Genomic DNA, 18,246 nt, shown 5'->3' with positions numbered 1-18,246 from the left:
AAAAAAGATGCGTTACCTGGTAGCGGATCTTTTTTTATGGCATCAGTAAAACGACACCCATCGTTTAAATCCATGAGTTCAGGGTAAGATGATCATATAAGCAAAGGTTTTACAGAAGACGATGAACAGATCGCGATCAGATTAGTTCATTGAAGAACATGGTAAAGAATTAATTTAGACAATTGCGAAAGTACCGTAAGCGGTGTTTTTAGTTTCGCAAGCACGAATGCGTATTTTTAAAAAAGGAGGCCAAAAATGAACGGGTTAGTAAAACAAGTTTTTTGTGGGCTGATCATTGCTGGTATCTGTGTGTTTCCAATCGGTATTATAGCTAAAGAACAGAATCATGATACTGAATTAATCAAAAACCTGGATTTGGAAGCCAGTGATGAAAACCAGAGCTTAAATGAAGGAACACAACGGTCAGAAATTTCGCTTAACAGCATTCATGCCGGGGATTACTGGTATGATACGATCGTCGGGGGGATCAGGATTGTTGCCTATACGGGAAGCGGTGGTAATGTCGATATCCCAGCTACACTTGATGGCAAAAGTGTGCTGGAAATAGGCAGCGATGTATTTAACGGAAACACCAGCTTAACGGGTGTGAACCTGCCTAACAGTGTGACAAGTTTGGGGATGCGTTCGTTTTACAATTGTCCCAATCTGGATTCGGTCTTTTTAGGAAACGGTTTAACAACCATCGGAAATGGTTCGTTCTGGGGTGCCCAGGCGCTGAACAGCATCATTATCCCCAGTTCCGTTACGACCATTGGTTATGCGGCCTTTGCCAATTGCAATGCCCTGACTAAAATTACTATTTTTAACAGTACCCTGACTTTTGATGGACAGGTGTTCGGAACCATTCCCCATCTTACCATCTATGGTTATGCCGAATCGACCGCAGAATCGTATGCGTATGCAAATATGCGACCCTTTATCAGCCTGCCTGCTTCCTATGTGGATGTGTACTATTCCACGCATGTTCAGAATGTCGGCTGGCAGAGTGCCAAAAAAAATGGTGAAATCAGTGGGACGGTTGGCCAGGGCCTGCGCCTGGAAGGAATCAAAATTCTGGTGGATAACAGCGAAGTCAATGTGGCCATTCAGTATCAGACCCATGTTCAGAATATCGGTTGGCAACCAATGGTCAGCAACGGTGACCTTAGTGGAACAACCGGTCTTAGTCTGCGTCTGGAAGGAATCCGGATTGAGCTCGATGGTGTCGATGTGGGTAAATATGATGTTTATTATCGTGTCCATGCCCAGAATTATGGCTGGTTGGACTGGGCTAAAAACGGTGCTAGTGCCGGTACCGAAGGGATGGCACTGCGGTTGGAAGGCATTCAGATCATCGTTGTGCCAAGTGGTTCGGCGGCCCCGGGAGCCACCGTTGTACCGTTTGCCAGCAGCTTGAATTAACAAAACTAAGTCAAAAAAAGACTTTGGTGAAATGCTGGACTTGAATGCCAACGGCTAACAAAAAAAGATTTCAAATAATTTATTTTTTTTAAATATTTTTGTTATTTATGATAAAAGAGGGTAAAAACAATATCGTAGTGATAACTGTGTAATTTCACACCAGTTGGGGTGTGATGTACACAGAAAACAATTCCATTGAAAGGAGGAATAGTGAAGTGAAAAAAATGTCGAAATTGATGGCTTTGTTGCTGGTTGTGATGATGGTGTTAATGTTAATACCGGTATCAACATTTGCCGCAGAAGAAGTTGTTGAAGAACCAACACTCGTGGTTCTGGAAGTTGAGGGAGCACCAGTTGATGAGGTGCTAAATACCGCAGTAGAAACGCCAGCAGCAGAAACGCCTGCAGTGGAAACGCCAGCGGCATGGTTGAACCAGTGGCAGCAGCGCCGGCAGTGGAAACGCCAGCTGCTGAAACCCCAGCTGCTGATGCACCGGTTGTAGCCGTTGCAGAAGCACCAGTAATCGAAACTGCAGCAGATGAAGGAACCATTGAGGTAAAAGCAGTTCCCGCACTCGGTTTATGGAGAGATGCAACAACTTTTATTGATGTACTCCTGAACACCGTTGGTGCTGACTACTCTTATGATGCGATAACCAATGCTTTAACCTTAAACGGTTTTGTTGGCAAACAGGTTGTTGCAGCTGATATGGGTAGCAATTTTGCCATGATCCTCAAAGGTGAAAACCTTGTTGTGAATCCGGATGGCTGCGCAGTTGAAGTTGTCGGAAACCTGACCATGGGCGGACCTGGCGAACTGACGGCAGTCGGCGAATATTCAGCAATTCATGTCATGGACGGCGATCTCGTGCTTAATGATGGTGATTATGAATTAACCGCTTTAACAAGTGACAATACCCATAATGCCTATGGTATACTTGTTGACAATGGCGATTTAATCATCAATGACGGATGGCTTGATGCAACGGCAGTCCATACTGGAACCGGCGGAGCCTATGGTCTCTGGGCAGACAATGACCTGGTAATCAACGGCGGCGATGTCGATGTCATTACTGATTCAGTTAGTGGCCAGAGCATGGGTATTGGCGCTGGCGATGACGCCATCGTTAAAGGCGGATACACAACTGTTAAATCAACCACCGAAACTGGTGTAGCAACTGCATTATATGCAGCTAGCTGGGTTGTAATCCGAGATGGTATTCTGGATCTTTGTACCTCTGGTGGTGTTAATCCGTTAGCTATCTATGGCGGCGAAGGTGTTTGGATCAGTCCTTGCTACGGTGATGTCGATCTGACCGCATCCTGTCTATATCTGGAACCTAATTGCTGTCACCATTGGAAACATTGCAAATCTTCTAACCCCAAAACTGGTACTCAGGATATGGGTCAGGATGCATTAATGGCTACAATGGGCTTATTGGCACTGATGGGTATGGCTTATCTGATCAGCAAAAAAGAAATCAAAGCATAAATACACACACTATTCACAAAAAAGCAGTACAGTAGACGAAAACCATTGGTTTTAGCTGACTTTACTGGTTGTTAAAAATGAACTCCGATTACTGACCGACGCATCGCGAAACGGTCAATAAAAGGAGTTCTTTTTAAGTGATCCATCTAAAAAGAGCGCAATCGAGATTATTTTATGTGAGTTGATAAAATATTTCATTGACATCGATTACCGAGGTCGATAAGATTAATAAGAGAAACTGGTGATAAATTTGTAAAAAATTTAAATATTTAGTTAAGAGGGTTATCAATGGATGCAAATGATCGAACAAAAGAACGGTTGGCTCAGGGGATTAAAACGCTAATGGTTACAAAGCCTTTAGATAAAATAACCGTTAAAGAAATTGTTGATCAATGTGAATTAACAAGACAGACGTTTTATCGTTATTTTCAGGATAAATATGACTTAGTTAATTGGTATTTTGATAAATTGGCGCAACAATCAATTAAGCAGATGGGGGTCAGTCTCACGCTGGAAGAAGGCCTAACCCGTAAATTTGCCTTTGTCCGGGCGGAGAAAGATTTTTTTACAGCGGCATTTAAATCCAGTGACTGCAATTCGATTTTTGATTACGATTTAAAGCTGATAACGGATTATTATACGAATCGGATTGTCCAAAAAACCGGAAAGCCCCTGGAAAAAGATGATCAATTCCTACTGGACATGTATTGTCAGGGATCCATGGATATGACCTTTAAATGGGTGACCGAGGGGATGGTCATGGAGCCAGCTGAATTTGCTAAATTACTGATTGAGGCAATTCCGGAAAAGCTCAGACACTACTTATTGTTTTTGTAGGTTAATATTTTTTATGACAATCGTTATTTGATAACAGCTGCCCTGTCATCAGATAACGATTATTTTTTTGCCGCAGAAAAGTGACACATTTTATTAACTGTCACTTATGTGACAGTTAGAGAGCTATGTCAATTGAATCACATCAAAAATTTGATAAAATGATAAAGAAATGTAACTGTTTACAGTCGAAAAAATTTGGAGGTACCCAAAATGGCAAGAACCTATTATTTTCCACCAGTCGTAATTATGGAACCCGGCGCAATCGAACTCATTGCCCCGGAAATCAAACGGATGAATGTCAAAAAAGCATTAGTTGTAACCGATCAGGTGCTCATCGATGCTGGAATTGTCCAGGAAGTACTCAATGTGTTAGATAATGCTGAAGTGGCATATGCCATGTTTTCTGATGTTAAACCAAACCCGACAGTTACCAATGTCAACGCCGGTCTTCAGGCCTTGCAAGATAACGAATGCGATTTTGTAATCAGCATCGGTGGCGGATCACCCCAGGATACGGCCAAGGGAATTGCCATTTTAGCTACTAATCCCGGGGATCTGCGGGATTATGAAGGTGTTGGCAAAACCGCCAATAAATCATTACCAATCGTAGCGATCAATACAACGGCGGGAACCGCCAGTGAAGCAACGATTAATTATGTTATCACTGATGAAGATCGTAAACTGAAAATGGTTATTGTCGATCCAAACTGCCTGGCCACAGTGGCGGTTAATGACCCCAATTTAATGGTAAAAATGCCAAAATCATTAACAGCAGCCACCGGGATGGATGCCTTGACCCATGCCGTTGAAGGCTATACCACCGCCGGAGCTTCCCGGTTTACTGATTTATTCAACTTAGAAGCGATCAAAGCGATCGCTGGTAGTTTAAGAGAAGCGGTTGCCAACGGAGAAAATGTGGCGGCTCGGGATGAGATGGCATATGGACAATTTGTCACCGGTATGGGCTTTTCAAACGGCGGCTTGGGAATCGTCCATTCCATGGCTCACCAGCTGGGTGGTTTTTATGATCTGCCTCACGGTGTCTGCAATGCCATTCTACTGCCTCATGTTGCAGCCTTCAATGCCGATGCGGTGGGTGATCGTTTAAAAGCGGTGGCAGAAGCAATGGGCGTTGATACAGCGCACAAAAGCAAAGAAGCAATTAACGAACTGGCCATTGAAGCCATCAAACAATTGTCTAAAGATGTTGGCATTCCCTCTGGACTGGCAGAAATCGGCGTTAAAGAAGAAGATTTCAGCGAATTGGCTGACCTGGCTCTGGCTGATATCTGTACCGGTGGAAATCCCAAATGCCCAACCAAAGATGATGTGATTGCCATTTACAAGGCAGCATTTTAATTTTGGGTATGGAAATCGCCTGATTGAGATAAGCAGAAAATAGACACGATAATAAGTTAAGAGGATTTGTCCGAACCGGGATAGATCCTCTTTTTCAATGAATGGGATCAAAGTTGAACAGATGCAGAAACGGATAAAATTTGAAGAAAATGAAGTGATTGGCAGAAGATCCAGGCATAAATCGCCAGCATTGGGGTATATAAGAATTGTTATGGTTCATAAAAGTTAGCTGAAAGGGTGAAGCCGCATGAATGACGCTATGTATCAATCGATTCTGGAACATGCCCCGATGGGTTATGCTTATCACAAAATTGTCTGTGATGAAGCCGGTAAGCCGTGTGATTATGAGTTTATTGAAGTCAATCCGGCTTTTGAAAAACTGACAGGGCTCTTTGGGGCTAAAATACTTGGGAAACGAATCACAGAGGTTTTGCCAGAAATTGTTAATGACAGCTTTGATTGGATCCGTTTCTATGGTGACATTGCTTTAAATGGTGGCAAAAAAGAGTTTGATCAATATACGGCGGCCCTTAACATTTGGTGTCGGGTCCTTGCATATGCCCCGAAAAAAGGTTTTTTTATTACCCATTTTATCGATATCACGAAGGAAAAGACACAATTGGAGGAATTGAACAATTTCTTTGAATTGAGCCTGGATTTTTTGTGCATTGCTGATATGGATGGATATTTTGTCAAAACAAACAGGGCGTGGGAAGAGGTGTTGGGGTACAGTTGCGAAGAATTGATCCGGACAAAGTATCTGGATTTTGTCCATCCGGATGATGTTCAGGTAACCCGGGAGGTGATGAATCGTCTTAATGAACAGAACCCGGTGGTTAACTTTACCAATCGTTACCGGGCCAAAGATGGAACATATCATTGGATTGAATGGTCTTCCCGGCCCCAGGGAAAGTTGGTTTATGCGGCTGCCCGGGATATTACGGATCGCAAAAAAATCGAACAGCGATTAGAAAGGCGGATGCTGGAGTTGACCAGACCAGCTGAAGATACCAGCACAATTGACTTTTCTGAATTAATCGATCTGGAGACCATTCAGCGATTGCAGGATCAGTTTTCTGAGGCAACCGGTGTTGCTTCAGTGATCACCCTGACCGATGGCACCCCAATAACCGAACCCTCCAACTTCACCAGGCTTTGTCGGGATATTATTCGCAAGACTGTACGTGGCTGTCAGAATTGTTATAAATCGGATGCGGCAATTGGTGCCTATTCAGTCGACGGGCCCATCATTAAAAGATGTTTAAGTGGTGGTCTGTGGGATGCCGGGGCGGCGATTACAGTGGGTGGTAAACACGTAGCCAATTGGCTGATCGGTCAGGTCCGGGATGAAAACATCAAAGAGTCCCAATTAGTCGCTTATGCCCGGGAAATCGGTGCCGATGAAGATGATGTCTTGCGGGCATTTAGAGAAGTGCCCCGGATGTCCATCCAACGGTTTGAAAAAATTGCAAAATTACTCCATACCATTGCCAATCAGCTGTCAAATATGGCCTTCCAGAATCTGCTTCAAGCCCGCTTTATTAATGAAAAACGGCAAAATGAAAAAGAGATTCTCTATCTCAGCTATCATGATTATTTAACGGGGCTTTATAATCGCCGGTATTATGAACAGGAATTGGCGAGACTGGATAAAAAAGAAAATTTACCATTGACCCTTCTGCTGGGAGATGTTAATGGCTTAAAATTCGTCAACGATACGTTGGGACACTTGATGGGGGATGAGCTGTTAATCAAAACGGCCAGCATTATCAGCCAGGTCTGTCGCAAGGACGATATTGTTGCTAGACTGGGCGGGGATGAATTTATTGTGATCTTACCACGAACAGCGGGTTCGGTCATCGAAATGATGATCAATAAGATCAAAAGCCTAGCGGCAGCGGAAAAAGTCGGTGGATTGGCGGTATCCATTTCTTTTGGCTACGAAACAAAAAATAACGAGGCAGAAGATATCGAAGAAATATTTAAACGGGCGGAAGATGATATGTACCGTCATAAGCAATATGAAAGTACGGCAATACGACCCAGACCCAAATAGTAAACCCACCGCAAAAACGGTGGGTTTACTATTTGGGTCTATTGGTTATTCCGGGTAAAAACGGCCGGTTAAACTTCTAAATGGCGGGGATAGGTATAGTCCTTCTCCATCGGTAAAAAGACATAACCTTCAGCCTGGAGCGTTTCAATAACGATGGGAATGGCATTTCGGCTGGATTCTTTGAGTTCAGCATGGCATAAAACAACCGATACATCGTTTTCCCGACATCCTTCAATAATCATTTGGGCAATGACATCACTTGGCGGTGGATCAGAGCAGCCGTCTCCGGAAGAAACATTCCAGTCGCTGTAATTAAAGCCCCGACTAACGATGCCCTGAACACAGGCCTCATTGGAGTTTGTTGAACCACCTGGAAAACGAAAAACGTGGCTGGTTTCTTTTTGACCCGTTATTGATTTTTGGAACTGATCCAGCTCCTCAACATCGGCAAAAAAGGCTTCCGGATTGCTGTAAAGGCCGTAATCGTGGCTGCTGGTATGATTAGCCAGGGTATGGCCTTCATCAACAATCCGGCGATACATGGCTTTGGCATTGTCATTGTCATGGAGGGTGGTAAAAAAGGTGCCCTTGGCATCATATTCATTGAGTATATCAAGAAGTGCTCCGGTATTTTCGCTGGGGCCATCATCGAAGGTCAGAAAAACAACCTTGATCCCGGCAGTGTCTCCACTCCGAAGTCGAGCTTTTATATCGGCCAGGGGATCATCATCCGTCACCTGGGGTTTGGTTTCCGTTTTGGCATTCTGCTGATTATTACTGATTACGGTTTCTGTTTTGGCAGCATTGGGGTCGGACGAATTGGCAGATGAAGTCTGAAGGATCTGTTTTTGGGTATTAAAGGCTTCGGCCATTTTATTCATTAAAAAAAACAAAGACATGGTAATGATAACGAGAATAATCAGACTCATTGCCGAAAAAATCAGGAAACGGGGTAAATTTTTGATTCGTAATTTTGGGGTGGTTTTCTTTCTCATCGCTACCTCTATTGTTTTAAAATCAGAACATCGGGCAGTCTCGCCGAGGCTAACCCGTCTAAAGTTGATTGTAGCAGAAAACCAACTAAATGTGTAATTTATTTCTTGTTTTTTTAAAAAAAATATTGAATTCACATTGTTACCGCAAAGAGCGATTACTGCAGCATTAGACAAGGCTTAAGAGAATCGGTCAAAACCTTTAAACGGTTTCAAGTTTGAGCTCCTTTTGGCAATTGGGTTGAATTTAAACCGAGCTTGTGATAGGCTATTTTTATTTGAGGAGCAGGCCGATGGATATAATGGTGGTGATCAGCCAGATGTTGGAATTATTTTTGATTTTGGCTTTTGGATATATTGCAGCAAAGAAAAAAGTTGTCAGTGGAAATTTCGGATCACAGCTTTCGAATTTTATTTTAAGTATTACGCTGCCATGTATGATGCTGGCCTCGGTGGCAACCATGCCAGCGGATACCAATAATTCGGATGTCATTATGATGTTTATAATTTCCATTCTTTTTTATGTGGTGATGCCGTTTATTGCTTATTTGATTGTCCGAATCCTGATGGTGCCAAAAGAAGACCGTTACTTATACATGTATATGACCATTTGGTCTAATGTTGGCTTTATGGGTTTTCCTGTGATCGCATCGATTTTTGGGGAAAGCGCTATTTTTTATGCAACGATCTTTAATCTAATTTTTAATGTCAGCAACTTTACCCTGGGGATTATGCTGATGTCAAAAGAGGGCCGAAATGCGCTGGATGTAAGAAAGTTTTTATCCCCGGGGATGGTGTCATCGATTATTGCAGTTATTATGTTTGCCTGCCATTTTAAATTTCCGGAGCTTCTTAACGATACGTTAAAAACCGTCGGGTCGACGACGACGCCCCTGGCCATGATTGTAATCGGCATTGCTTTATCAGGGATTTCAGTTCGGAGCGTTTTTGCCGAGTTCAGACTGTATCCCTACGTGATTATTAAGCAGGTCTTGTTGCCCTTATTGGCCTGGGTGATTTTAAGAAATGTGATCATAAATCCCTATTTACTGGGAATTGTGATTATCATCATTGCGATGCCGGTGGCAACATCTTCGGTACTTTTTGCCAATCGCTACGAAAACAATGTTGCGCTGGCTACAAAAGGCGTTTTTATCACGACCCTGGCTTCGGTTGTTACGATTCCAATGATCGCATTTCTGTTAATGTGAACGATCGGTACAGATTCCCGATAATCTTTCTTCAAGCTTTGAAATTAAATGCGAGTAAGAGTTTGTTATTGTATGGTTGTTCAAGAAAAGGCTATATTTATACGAAAAAATGTGCTAGAATTATCATTAATTTAGTGAAAACTAAAAATAGTTATCACAGGAAAGCGGAGAAAACGAAATGATCGAATTAGCAGAAGTATTGGATCTGGCCGATAAAAGTGGATTTACGAGAGCAGCCAAACTTGAGGTTTCCACCATTGATTTAAACCCCGAAGTCAGACAAATGTGTGCCGATAATAAGTGTCAGATCTATGATACCAATTGGGCATGTCCACCGGGATGCGGAACATTGGAAGAATGTGGAACAAAGGTAAAAAATTACAAGCATGGCGTGATTGTTCAAACCACCGGCGAATTAGAAGACAGTTTTGATTTTGAAGGGATGGAAGAGATCAAGAACAAGCACAATGCCAGCTTTGATCGGCTGGTTGAAGCCCTGTTTGAAAAAAAAGCGGATATGCTTCCACTGGGCGATGGATGTTGTTCACTGTGTCAAAAATGTACCTATCCAGAAGATGCCTGCCGCTTTCCCGAGAAAGCCTTCTCATCCATGGAAGCCTTTGGAATTCTTGTTAGTGACTTGTGTAAACTAAATCAGCTTGAATATTACTATGGCCCTAATACCCTAACCTATGTTGGGTGTGTATTATTTAACTAGTCAGTTTGCCACGGAACCCTTTTAACAGATAGCAAATATGATCTCCCTTTCCGTCTGGCTGTAAGCGCCAACCCGGAAAGGGAGATTTTTTATATTAACTTAATAGTCGGAAAAAATGGAGACTGATTTGATTTGTAAATAGCCATGATTTCCTAATTAGTAAAAGCGATTGATTTTATAAATAACTGTTGACATAAACATTAAATTGATTTAAAATTGTCTCAGTTGCGAAAGTGATTAAATCAGGCAGCCAACGAGTGCTGTAAAAAAGAATGGCACAAAAGTGATCCAGTCAAGCGATGTAATCGCTATCACATTCCCGAGATAACGGCTATTTGAGAACTTAACAGTTGTAAAACTAGCATCAGTCGTTACGTCATCGTATCAGAAATTAGGGATTACACGCACACACGTGGAATCGTTAATATAACCGATATCATCCAGATATCATAAATCGATTTTAAAATTGGAGGAAAAAATGTCAAAAATCGAAGAAGTAAAAGCAAAGGTTGAAGCTGGAAAGTCAAAGCTGGTTCCGGTATTGGTTCAGGAAGCCCTAGATGAAGGCAGTGCACCGGCAGAAATTCTTCAGGCCATGGTGGATTCAATGGGTGTGGTCGGGGATAAATTCTCATCCGGGGAAATCTTTGTACCGGAAATGCTGATTGCCGCTAAAGCCATGTCTAAAGGTGTAGAAGTGTTAAAACCGCTGATGGCTGGTGACGGTTCAGCTTCGCTGGGTACTTGTGTTATCGGAACGGTGGCTGGTGATCTTCATGATATCGGTAAAAACCTGGTTTCGATGATGATTGAAAGTGCCGGTTTTGATATGGTCGATCTGGGCGTTGACGTCCCGGCTGATACCTTTGTTCAAGCAGTAAAGGATAATGCAAATGTCAAGCTGGTAGCCTGTTCCGGTCTGTTGACGACGACCATGCCAGCCTTGAAAGAAGCGGTTCAGACGATTAAAATGGCGTATCCGGATTTAAAAGTAATCGTTGGTGGGGCGCCAGTTACGCCAGAGTACGCAACTGAAGTTGGTGCTGATGGCTATGCTCCTGATGCCGGAAGTGCGGCAGTTAAAGCCAAAGAATTGGTAACCGCATAACAGTATCGGTTTAAAAGAACAAGCGGGCGTTGCTCAAGGCAGGTTCACAACGATCCATATAATTTTAGGAGGTATTAGAATGCTGACAAAAAGACAGAATTTACTGGAAACCATTAAAGGTGGAAATCCCGATCGCTTTGTAAAACAATATGAGTTTATGAATTTGATTATGGAAGCGCCCATCGGAGCCATGTGCGGGCCGGGACAGACAATAAAAAATGGCTGGGGAATTACCTTTACCTGGCCGGAAGGTCAATTGGGTGGTTTTCCGATTCATGATGATGCGCACAAGGTTTTAAAAGATATCACCGATTGGCGCAGTCAGGTAAAAGCACCAGCGGTGGAAACGTCAGATGAAGCCTGGGCAGCAGCGGTTGCTCATGCGAATGCCGTCGATCGCAATGAAGAATTTGTAACTGCCTTTGTAGCGCCGGGAATCTTCGAAATGACCCATCATCTGATGAGCATGGAAGATGCCTTGATGGCCCTGTATGAAGAACCCGAAGCGATGCATGATCTGATTGATTATCTGGTTGAGTATGAACTGGCTTATGCCAAAGAAATGGTTAGCCGCCTCCATCCCGATTGTATTTTCCATCATGATGACTGGGGTAGCCAACGTTCTTCGTTTGTATCACCGGAAATGTTTGAGGAGTTCTTTGTTCCGGCTTATAAAAAAATCTATGGTTTTTACAAGGATAACGGGGTAGAGTTGATTGTTCATCATAGCGATTCCTATGCCGCCAACCTGGTTCCAGCGATGATTGAAATGGGAATCGACATTTGGCAGGGGGTCATGACAACCAATAACGTACCCGAACTGATCAAAAAATATGGTGGTCAAATTTCGTTTATGGGTGATATTGACAGTGGTGTCATTGACTTCCCAGGTTGGACACCGGAGATTGTCTTTGAAAAAACAAAGGAAGCCTGCGAACGATGTGGTAAACTCTACTTTATTCCGGGGGCCAGCCATGGTTTGAATTTTGGCTGCTTCCCAGGTGTTTATGAATCAAACGATGAAGCCATTGATAAAATGAGCGCCTTAATGTTTTAAGAAAAACGACTCAAAAATAGAACTAAAAAACCCGCTGAGAATTTTTATTGATTCTCAGCGGGTTTTGAATTTTACTTAAAGGTAGCCGTGGGATTGCCGTTCTCAATTTTTAAGGTAATTTCGGAAACTGAGAACAAATCAATGTTCGACCACTCAACGGTGGTACCTGCCGAATCGGCAACCATCAAATCCCAGTATTGTTCTTCAACCTCGGTATCAAAAACGATGTCCGTTGAACTTCCGCTTGGCAACGTATCAGTAGTCAGGAGATCATCACCCCAGCTGGCTTCACCAGTGGGAGAAACATAGATTGCGTAAATCTCGATCCCGGTGTCATTAACAATGGTAAAATCCTGAGAATAAACGGTGGCATCATCGGAATCATCAGAAGATGATGAACCGCTACAGCCGGTAAAAATAAACAGCGACAGAGCAAAAACCATTAGGATACTGAAAAATTTCATTTTTTTCATACTTTTCACCTCATAAATAAATTTAACATAAGACAATCATAACAGCAAACAAATGTGATAACAATTCAAATTCACGGTGAAAATAGCCGTTTCACGCTGTCTGGAAAGTTGCAAATAAATTGTGAAATCGGATTGAATATGATAAAATTATCAAAAAACAGTTAATGAATCAACGGTCAGATGGAGGACAGCATGGTTTATATAGCAGTTTGTGAAGATGAACAGGAACACCAGGAAAGAATTGAGTGGTATTTAAAAGAATACAGTGCCATTAATTGCTGTGATTTCGAAATCTCTTTTTTTTCGACGGCGGTGGATTTTTGGGCCCATTATCAGCCCGAATCATTTTGTATCGTCTTTTTAGATATATATTTGGAAGAGGGCAATGGCATCGAAATTGGGAAAAGGCTGCGAAATTCAGGTGAAGACTGCCAAATGGTTTTTATTACATCAAGCAGGGATTTTGCCATCGAAGGCTTTGAGTTAAAAGCCCAGCACTACATCATCAAACCGATCACGAAAGAAAAAATATTTGAAGCATTAGATCGTTGTCTGGTAGTTTTGTCTAAGGAGCTTCAGGTGATCCGGGTTCCCAATGGAAAACTGGAAGTAGCCGTTCGATTGAAAGATATTATTTATGTGGAAGTGTTTAATAAGATCTCGGTAATCCATACGGAAAATGAAGAAATCAAGACCTATCTGCCCTTATCTCAGCTAGAAAATATGCTAGGCGGTAGACCCTTTTTGCGCTGCCATCGTTGCAGCATCATTAATATGAATCACGTTGCAAATTATACGGTCACTGATTTTATCATGGACAATGGTGATCGGGTGGGAATCCCCCGTAGTAACAGTGTCGCAGTTCGCCAAAGGTATTTGGATTTTATGTTTACAAAAGTCAGAGGTGAAGTCAGTGCTAAGCAGTAATCTGAACATCGTTTGGGGGATTGCTTTATCAATAGGCCCCTATTTTATTCTAGCCTTTATACCGGTCTGGAAGCAGCTCCGGTATTCAAAAAAAACGGTAATCGCTGCGGGTACCTTGTGTATGGTATTAAACATCATTTCAGTGATCATGATCATTGAATGGGTTCCGAATTGGAACAGTTTGCGTGCTTTTCACAGCGTCTTTTTTTTATTGCTCTACCTGGGGGTTTATACCGCAATGGTTCGGGGAACGCCTGCTAAACTTTTGTTTGTTGGACTGCTGGTTAAAAGCTATGCCGAGTTTATTGTTACCATGGCCAAATTTCTGGAGATTGCTTATCTGACGTATGGATTGCATCGGGTTTATGTTCAAACCTCCTATTCTTTCTACTTTAACCTGTTTCAATGCGTAATCCTGGCGTTGACGTATCCCCTGGTATGGATTTTTTTCAGAAAGAAAATTAGTCAAGTGATGGCGACCCGCAACAAGGCCTGGAGCTACCTCTGGATTATCCCGATGGTTTACTATATTATCAGTCTGGCCTTTGGCGCTCTGAATGCGGCCCTGATTGCACAATGGCAGTTTCTGGTGTTTAATTTGGTTTCTTTTTTAGGCTTTTACCTGATTTATTATGTAGTCATTGAAATGCTGGAACAAACTCAGAAAAACATCCTTTTGGCCGAAAGCAACGAGGTTATTAAACAACAATTGCTATTTCAGTCGGAGTATTATAAGAAATTTGGGATCTGTATTGAAGAGACCCGCAAAGGTGAACATGACCTGAGGCATCATTTAAACGCAGTACTGGGATTGATCCAACAGAAGAATGGGGACAAGGCAGAAAGCTACATCGCCGAATTGCTGGGGAACCGCTTGAGTATCGCCGATATTATGTATTGCAAAAATGATGCTGTTAATGCCATATTAGGCTATTACGCCAATATTTGTAAACTGGAAGCGATTGATTTTACCATTGAAGCAATGGTGCCCCAGGATTTAAAAATTGATGAAACGGATTTATGTGTGGTTTTTGGAAATGTTCTGGAAAATGCCCTGGAAGCCAACCGGCGAATCACCTCAGGGGAAAAGATGATTAAACTGGCATCCCAGTTTATTGGCAACAAGTTATATATTACGGTGGACAATCGTTTTAGTGGGAAAATCTCAATGAAAAATGGCGTCTACCTTTCCCAGAAAAGAGAGCAGTCATCTGGTATTGGGATTGCGTCGGTGACCGCCATCGCTCAAAAATATGACGGCGAAGCTCGATTTGAAGCAGATGATCAGATCTTTAGCGTGGCGGTTGTACTGTCCAATACTAGCCGGACAATGGCTCCGGATCGTCTATCGATCTGGGATGGCCGGGGAATCAATAATAATCCTTGTCAGTTGGAACATTAATCACTATAATAAATACAAACTAAAAGTGTCGATACAACGGTCAGAATTACCGGCAGCGGTCAGATCGGGGTAAATTTTGGCGAAAAATTGTGAAAAAGGGAGTAACAAATGAGTTTTGAGTTGATCCAGGAAATCCCCTCACCCAGTGAAATTTTGAAAATGATGCCTTTATCTGAAACGGGCAAAAAAATAAAAACCCAGCGGGATCAGATGATCCGAGATGTGTTTGAAGGAAAGGACGATCGCTTCATCTTAATCATTGGGCCTTGTTCAGCAGATAATGAAACAGCCGTGATTGATTATGTGAATCGTTTAAGTGCAATTCAGAAGGAAGTGGCCGATAAGATTATCATCATTCCGCGAATATATACCAATAAACCACGAACCACCGGCGAAGGGTATAAGGGGATGCTTCATCAACCGGATGCAAACAAAGAGGCAAACATGGTTGAAGGGATTAAAGCCATTCGCCAATTGCATATCCGTTCCATTGAAGAAACAGGTTTGTCCTGTGCGGATGAAATGTTATATCCCGAAAACTATGCCTACCTGGAAGATTTGCTCAGTTATGTGGCGATCGGGGCCCGATCGGTGGAAAATCAGAAACATCGGTTAACGGTCTCGGGTCTGGAAATTCCGGTGGGAATGAAAAACCCGACGAGTGGTGATATTACAGTAATGCTGAATTCCATTCAGGCCGCTCAGGCAGGACACACCTTTATCTACCGGGGTTGGGAAGTAAAAACAAATGGAAATCCGCTGACCCATGCGATTATGCGCGGATCGGTGGATCAGCATGGACGCAACTATCCCAACTATCATTATGAAGATATTATGCATCTGATTAAGTTATATGAAAAGCGGGATTTTTCCTGCCCTGCCGTTATCATTGACTTGAATCATGCCAACTCCAACAAGCGTTTTGGTGAACAGCCCCGAATTGCCAGGGAAATCCTGCGTAATCGTCATTATGACGCCAGCTTGAAAAAGTATGTGAAGGGTCTGATGATTGAAAGTTACATTGAAGAAGGGAACCAGCCAGTCGATGGTGGGGTATATGGCAAATCCATTACTGATTCCTGCCTGGGATGGAAAGCTTCAGAAGAGTTAATTCGAACCATTGCTGAAAAAGTATAGTAAATAAAAAACCGTCAATTGTCTGTCAATGAACAATTGGCGGTTTTTTAATGCTTAAAAACGATCAGAAATGGGATATTTAAAAAGGCAGGTGACTAAACGTATAAACAGGGGGTATCAAATTACTAAGCATTTATATCTATAGAAATATGACAGTTCCAGTATGTGTTGAAAGGGTTATGAAGGATGAATCAGATAATCAGACAAAAGATTGCTGTTATGATGGGCTTCATAAAAATGCGGTTAAAAAACCTGAGAGCCATTACTTATAATATAAAAAACAACGGAGAGGGGAATCGAGATCGGGATCTCAATTATCTAAAGAATCATTTATTTTATGATATTACCTTCTATTTTATTCTGTTGGGGCCGATTCTGTTCTTTTACGGTGCCTATCTGTTTTATGAGGAAGGCAAGTATGTGGTATCGGTTATGGAGTTTTTACTGTATTTTGTCTCCGTCTTTGTTCTGCTTAATCATAAGATCAATCTGCGAATCAAAAAACTCTTTTTCCTGCTGACCGGCTATTTTGCCAGTGTGCTGGTGCTGATTGTGGCTGGACCCATGGGAGCCGGAATGGTATGTGTGACAGTGGTGCTGGTGTTATCCGGGTCGCTGCTGGATAAAAAATGGGTTTTGAAATTTATTGCTTTTAATCTGTTTGCTTTTCTGGTTATTACAGTGCTGTTGTTCAGCAGTTTTTTCAATGAATTTGCCATTGCTGATTACGGATCAAGATGGCCGATCGTTGCCATCAGCAGTCAGATCCTGGGAATTGGTTTGTTATTTGTTATCCAAATCATTTATGAGGGGCTTGAGAAACAAGCAAAAATCATCATCAGATCCCAAAAAAGTCTGGAAGCCAGTGAGCAAAAATACCGATATTTAAGTTATCATGACCATCTGACGGGGTTGTACAATCGTCTCTTTTGGGAGGAAGAGCAAAAGCGGATTAACATCAATGAACAGTTGCCGATTTCAATTATAATTGGTGACATCAATGGGATTAAACTGATGAATGATGCCTTTGGCCATGAAGCTGGAGATCGGATGATCATTGAAACATCCCGGATCATGAAAAACAGTTGTCAGAAGGGTGAAATAGTTGCCAGAACCGGAGGTGATGAATTTAGCATCCTGATGCCAAAAACATCCCGGGAAGCGGCGCTGAAACAGATGGAAGAAATAAAGCAAAGTTTTGCTGAACATAATCGGCGGATTTTGAATGAGGCATTTCATATTAATGTGGCCTTGGGTTCGGGAACAAAAGAAGAACCCCATGGCGATTTGAAGGAAACCATCAAAAGAGCTGAATTATACATGAACCAGCGCAAACTACTGGAGCAACGCAGCTCACATAGCGCTATTATTGCTTCAATCAAAGCGACGATGTATGAAAAAAGCCATGAAACCGAGGAGCATTCTGAACGCTTGGCGGCTTTGTCGCGAATGATTGGTCAAGCCCTCAATCTTTCCCAAATCGAACTGGACAATCTGGAATTACTGGCGACACTTCATGATATTGGCAAGGTCGGAATTGATGATCGGATTCTGGTAAAACCTGGAAAACTGACTGAAAAAGAATGGATTGAAATGAAAAAGCACCCAGAAATTGGCTATCGTATTGCTTGCGCTTCACCAGAGCTGGTATCGATCGCTGAGTATATTCTTTGCCATCACGAGCATTGGGATGGTAGTGGTTACCCGAAAGGCCTAGTCGGAGAAGAGATTCCGCTGTTGTCACGGATTATCGCAATCACAGATGCCTATGATGCAATGACTGAGAACCGAATCTACCAAAAAGCAACAAATTGCCAAAATGCCTTAGCTGAAATTCAGAAAAATGCGGGTTCACAGTTTGATCCCGATATTGTTTCGTTATTTGTTGAAATTATGCAGAAAAATCCGGTCTGTGAGGAAATCTTTAGCATAAACCGATAGCCAGAAAAAATGATATATAAGTAAGGCTGGTCTCTTCGTTTAGAAACCAGCCTCAAGTCATGCAATGAATTATCTATTATGGAACAGCGTTGCTGTGAGTTTGCAAAATTTAAA

16 protein-coding genes are annotated in these 18,246 nt (G+C 42.3%); 14 read left to right on the top strand and 2 right to left on the bottom strand.

Going from position 1 to position 18,246, the window contains the following annotated elements; translation table 11 throughout:
* Positions 1-255: 255 nt before the first annotated feature.
* The 6 genes from CHL1_RS15190 to CHL1_RS15165 all read left to right on the top strand — a co-directional run bounded on the left by CHL1_RS15190 (position 256) and on the right by CHL1_RS15165 (position 7,166).
* On the top strand, positions 256-1,422 hold the full coding sequence (locus CHL1_RS15190) for a leucine-rich repeat protein (RefSeq protein ID WP_250933759.1): 1,167 nt from the start codon (positions 256-258) through the stop codon (positions 1,420-1,422).
* 215 nt (positions 1,423-1,637) lie between these two features.
* Positions 1,638-1,925 carry a hypothetical protein gene (locus tag CHL1_RS15185; RefSeq protein ID WP_250933757.1) on the top strand — a complete coding sequence of 96 codons (288 nt, stop codon included), beginning with the start codon at positions 1,638-1,640 and terminating at the stop codon, positions 1,923-1,925.
* Entirely contained in the window at positions 1,847-2,914 is a 1,068-nt protein-coding gene (locus CHL1_RS15180) for a carbohydrate-binding domain-containing protein (RefSeq protein ID WP_250933756.1), read from the top strand. The genes CHL1_RS15185 and CHL1_RS15180 overlap by 79 nt, the downstream gene beginning before the upstream one ends.
* Before the next feature lie 288 nt (positions 2,915-3,202).
* On the top strand, positions 3,203-3,751 hold the full coding sequence (locus CHL1_RS15175) for a TetR/AcrR family transcriptional regulator C-terminal domain-containing protein (protein WP_070370265.1): 549 nt from the start codon (positions 3,203-3,205) through the stop codon (positions 3,749-3,751).
* A 210-nt stretch (positions 3,752-3,961) separates the two neighbouring features.
* Positions 3,962-5,110, top strand: a complete 1,149-nt coding sequence (locus CHL1_RS15170; protein WP_250933754.1) for an iron-containing alcohol dehydrogenase — start codon at positions 3,962-3,964, stop codon at positions 5,108-5,110.
* A 247-nt stretch (positions 5,111-5,357) separates the two neighbouring features.
* Entirely contained in the window at positions 5,358-7,166 is a 1,809-nt protein-coding gene (locus tag CHL1_RS15165; protein ID WP_250933752.1) for a PocR ligand-binding domain-containing protein, read from the top strand.
* A 68-nt stretch (positions 7,167-7,234) separates the two neighbouring features.
* On the opposite strand, the gene CHL1_RS15160 is transcribed toward CHL1_RS15165, so the two are convergent.
* Positions 7,235-8,161 carry a polysaccharide deacetylase family protein gene (locus CHL1_RS15160; protein ID WP_250933750.1) on the bottom strand — a complete coding sequence of 309 codons (927 nt, stop codon included), beginning with the start codon at positions 8,159-8,161 and terminating at the stop codon, positions 7,235-7,237.
* A gap of 290 nt (positions 8,162-8,451) precedes the next feature.
* Here CHL1_RS15160 and CHL1_RS15155 point away from each other — a divergent pair, with 290 nt between their 5' ends.
* The 4 genes from CHL1_RS15155 (at position 8,452) to CHL1_RS15140 (ending at position 12,252) form a co-directional block, all read left to right on the top strand.
* Positions 8,452-9,369, top strand: a complete 918-nt coding sequence (locus CHL1_RS15155) for an AEC family transporter (protein ID WP_070370261.1) — start codon at positions 8,452-8,454, stop codon at positions 9,367-9,369.
* Positions 9,370-9,547: 178 nt separating this feature from the next.
* Positions 9,548-10,087 carry a DUF2284 domain-containing protein gene (locus CHL1_RS15150; protein ID WP_070370260.1) on the top strand — a complete coding sequence of 180 codons (540 nt, stop codon included), beginning with the start codon at positions 9,548-9,550 and terminating at the stop codon, positions 10,085-10,087.
* A gap of 478 nt (positions 10,088-10,565) precedes the next feature.
* A complete protein-coding gene (locus CHL1_RS15145) occupies positions 10,566-11,195 on the top strand; it encodes a corrinoid protein (RefSeq protein WP_148637165.1) in 630 nt (209 codons plus the stop codon).
* Between the two features lie 79 nt (positions 11,196-11,274).
* Entirely contained in the window at positions 11,275-12,252 is a 978-nt protein-coding gene (locus CHL1_RS15140; protein ID WP_070370258.1) for a uroporphyrinogen decarboxylase family protein, read from the top strand.
* A gap of 71 nt (positions 12,253-12,323) precedes the next feature.
* Here the strand turns inward: CHL1_RS15140 and CHL1_RS15135 are convergent, their stop codons facing one another.
* Positions 12,324-12,725: a hypothetical protein gene (locus tag CHL1_RS15135; RefSeq protein WP_250933748.1), complete on the bottom strand. Its 402-nt coding sequence runs from the start codon at positions 12,723-12,725 to the stop codon at positions 12,324-12,326.
* A 192-nt stretch (positions 12,726-12,917) separates the two neighbouring features.
* Between CHL1_RS15135 and CHL1_RS15130 the strand changes: the two genes are divergently transcribed.
* The 4 genes from CHL1_RS15130 to CHL1_RS15115 all read left to right on the top strand — a co-directional run bounded on the left by CHL1_RS15130 (position 12,918) and on the right by CHL1_RS15115 (position 18,132).
* On the top strand, positions 12,918-13,652 hold the full coding sequence (locus tag CHL1_RS15130; RefSeq protein WP_250933746.1) for a LytR/AlgR family response regulator transcription factor: 735 nt from the start codon (positions 12,918-12,920) through the stop codon (positions 13,650-13,652).
* Positions 13,639-15,054, top strand: coding sequence for a sensor histidine kinase (locus tag CHL1_RS15125; protein ID WP_250933744.1), 1,416 nt, complete (start codon positions 13,639-13,641; stop codon positions 15,052-15,054). Before CHL1_RS15130 ends, CHL1_RS15125 begins: the two co-directional genes overlap by 14 nt.
* A 108-nt stretch (positions 15,055-15,162) precedes the next feature.
* Positions 15,163-16,191 carry a 3-deoxy-7-phosphoheptulonate synthase gene (locus tag CHL1_RS15120; RefSeq protein ID WP_070370255.1) on the top strand — a complete coding sequence of 343 codons (1,029 nt, stop codon included), beginning with the start codon at positions 15,163-15,165 and terminating at the stop codon, positions 16,189-16,191.
* A gap of 186 nt (positions 16,192-16,377) precedes the next feature.
* Positions 16,378-18,132, top strand: a complete 1,755-nt coding sequence (locus CHL1_RS15115) for a bifunctional diguanylate cyclase/phosphohydrolase (protein WP_250933737.1) — start codon at positions 16,378-16,380, stop codon at positions 18,130-18,132.
* Positions 18,133-18,246 lie beyond the last annotated feature (114 nt).

Origin of the sequence: Acetobacterium wieringae (genome assembly GCF_023700225.1) — a bacterium.
Classification (GTDB): Bacteria; Bacillota; Clostridia; order Eubacteriales; family Eubacteriaceae; genus Acetobacterium; species Acetobacterium wieringae.
The sequence above is the reverse complement of the archived record's forward strand: the minus strand, read 5'-3'. Positions and strand labels throughout refer to the sequence as shown.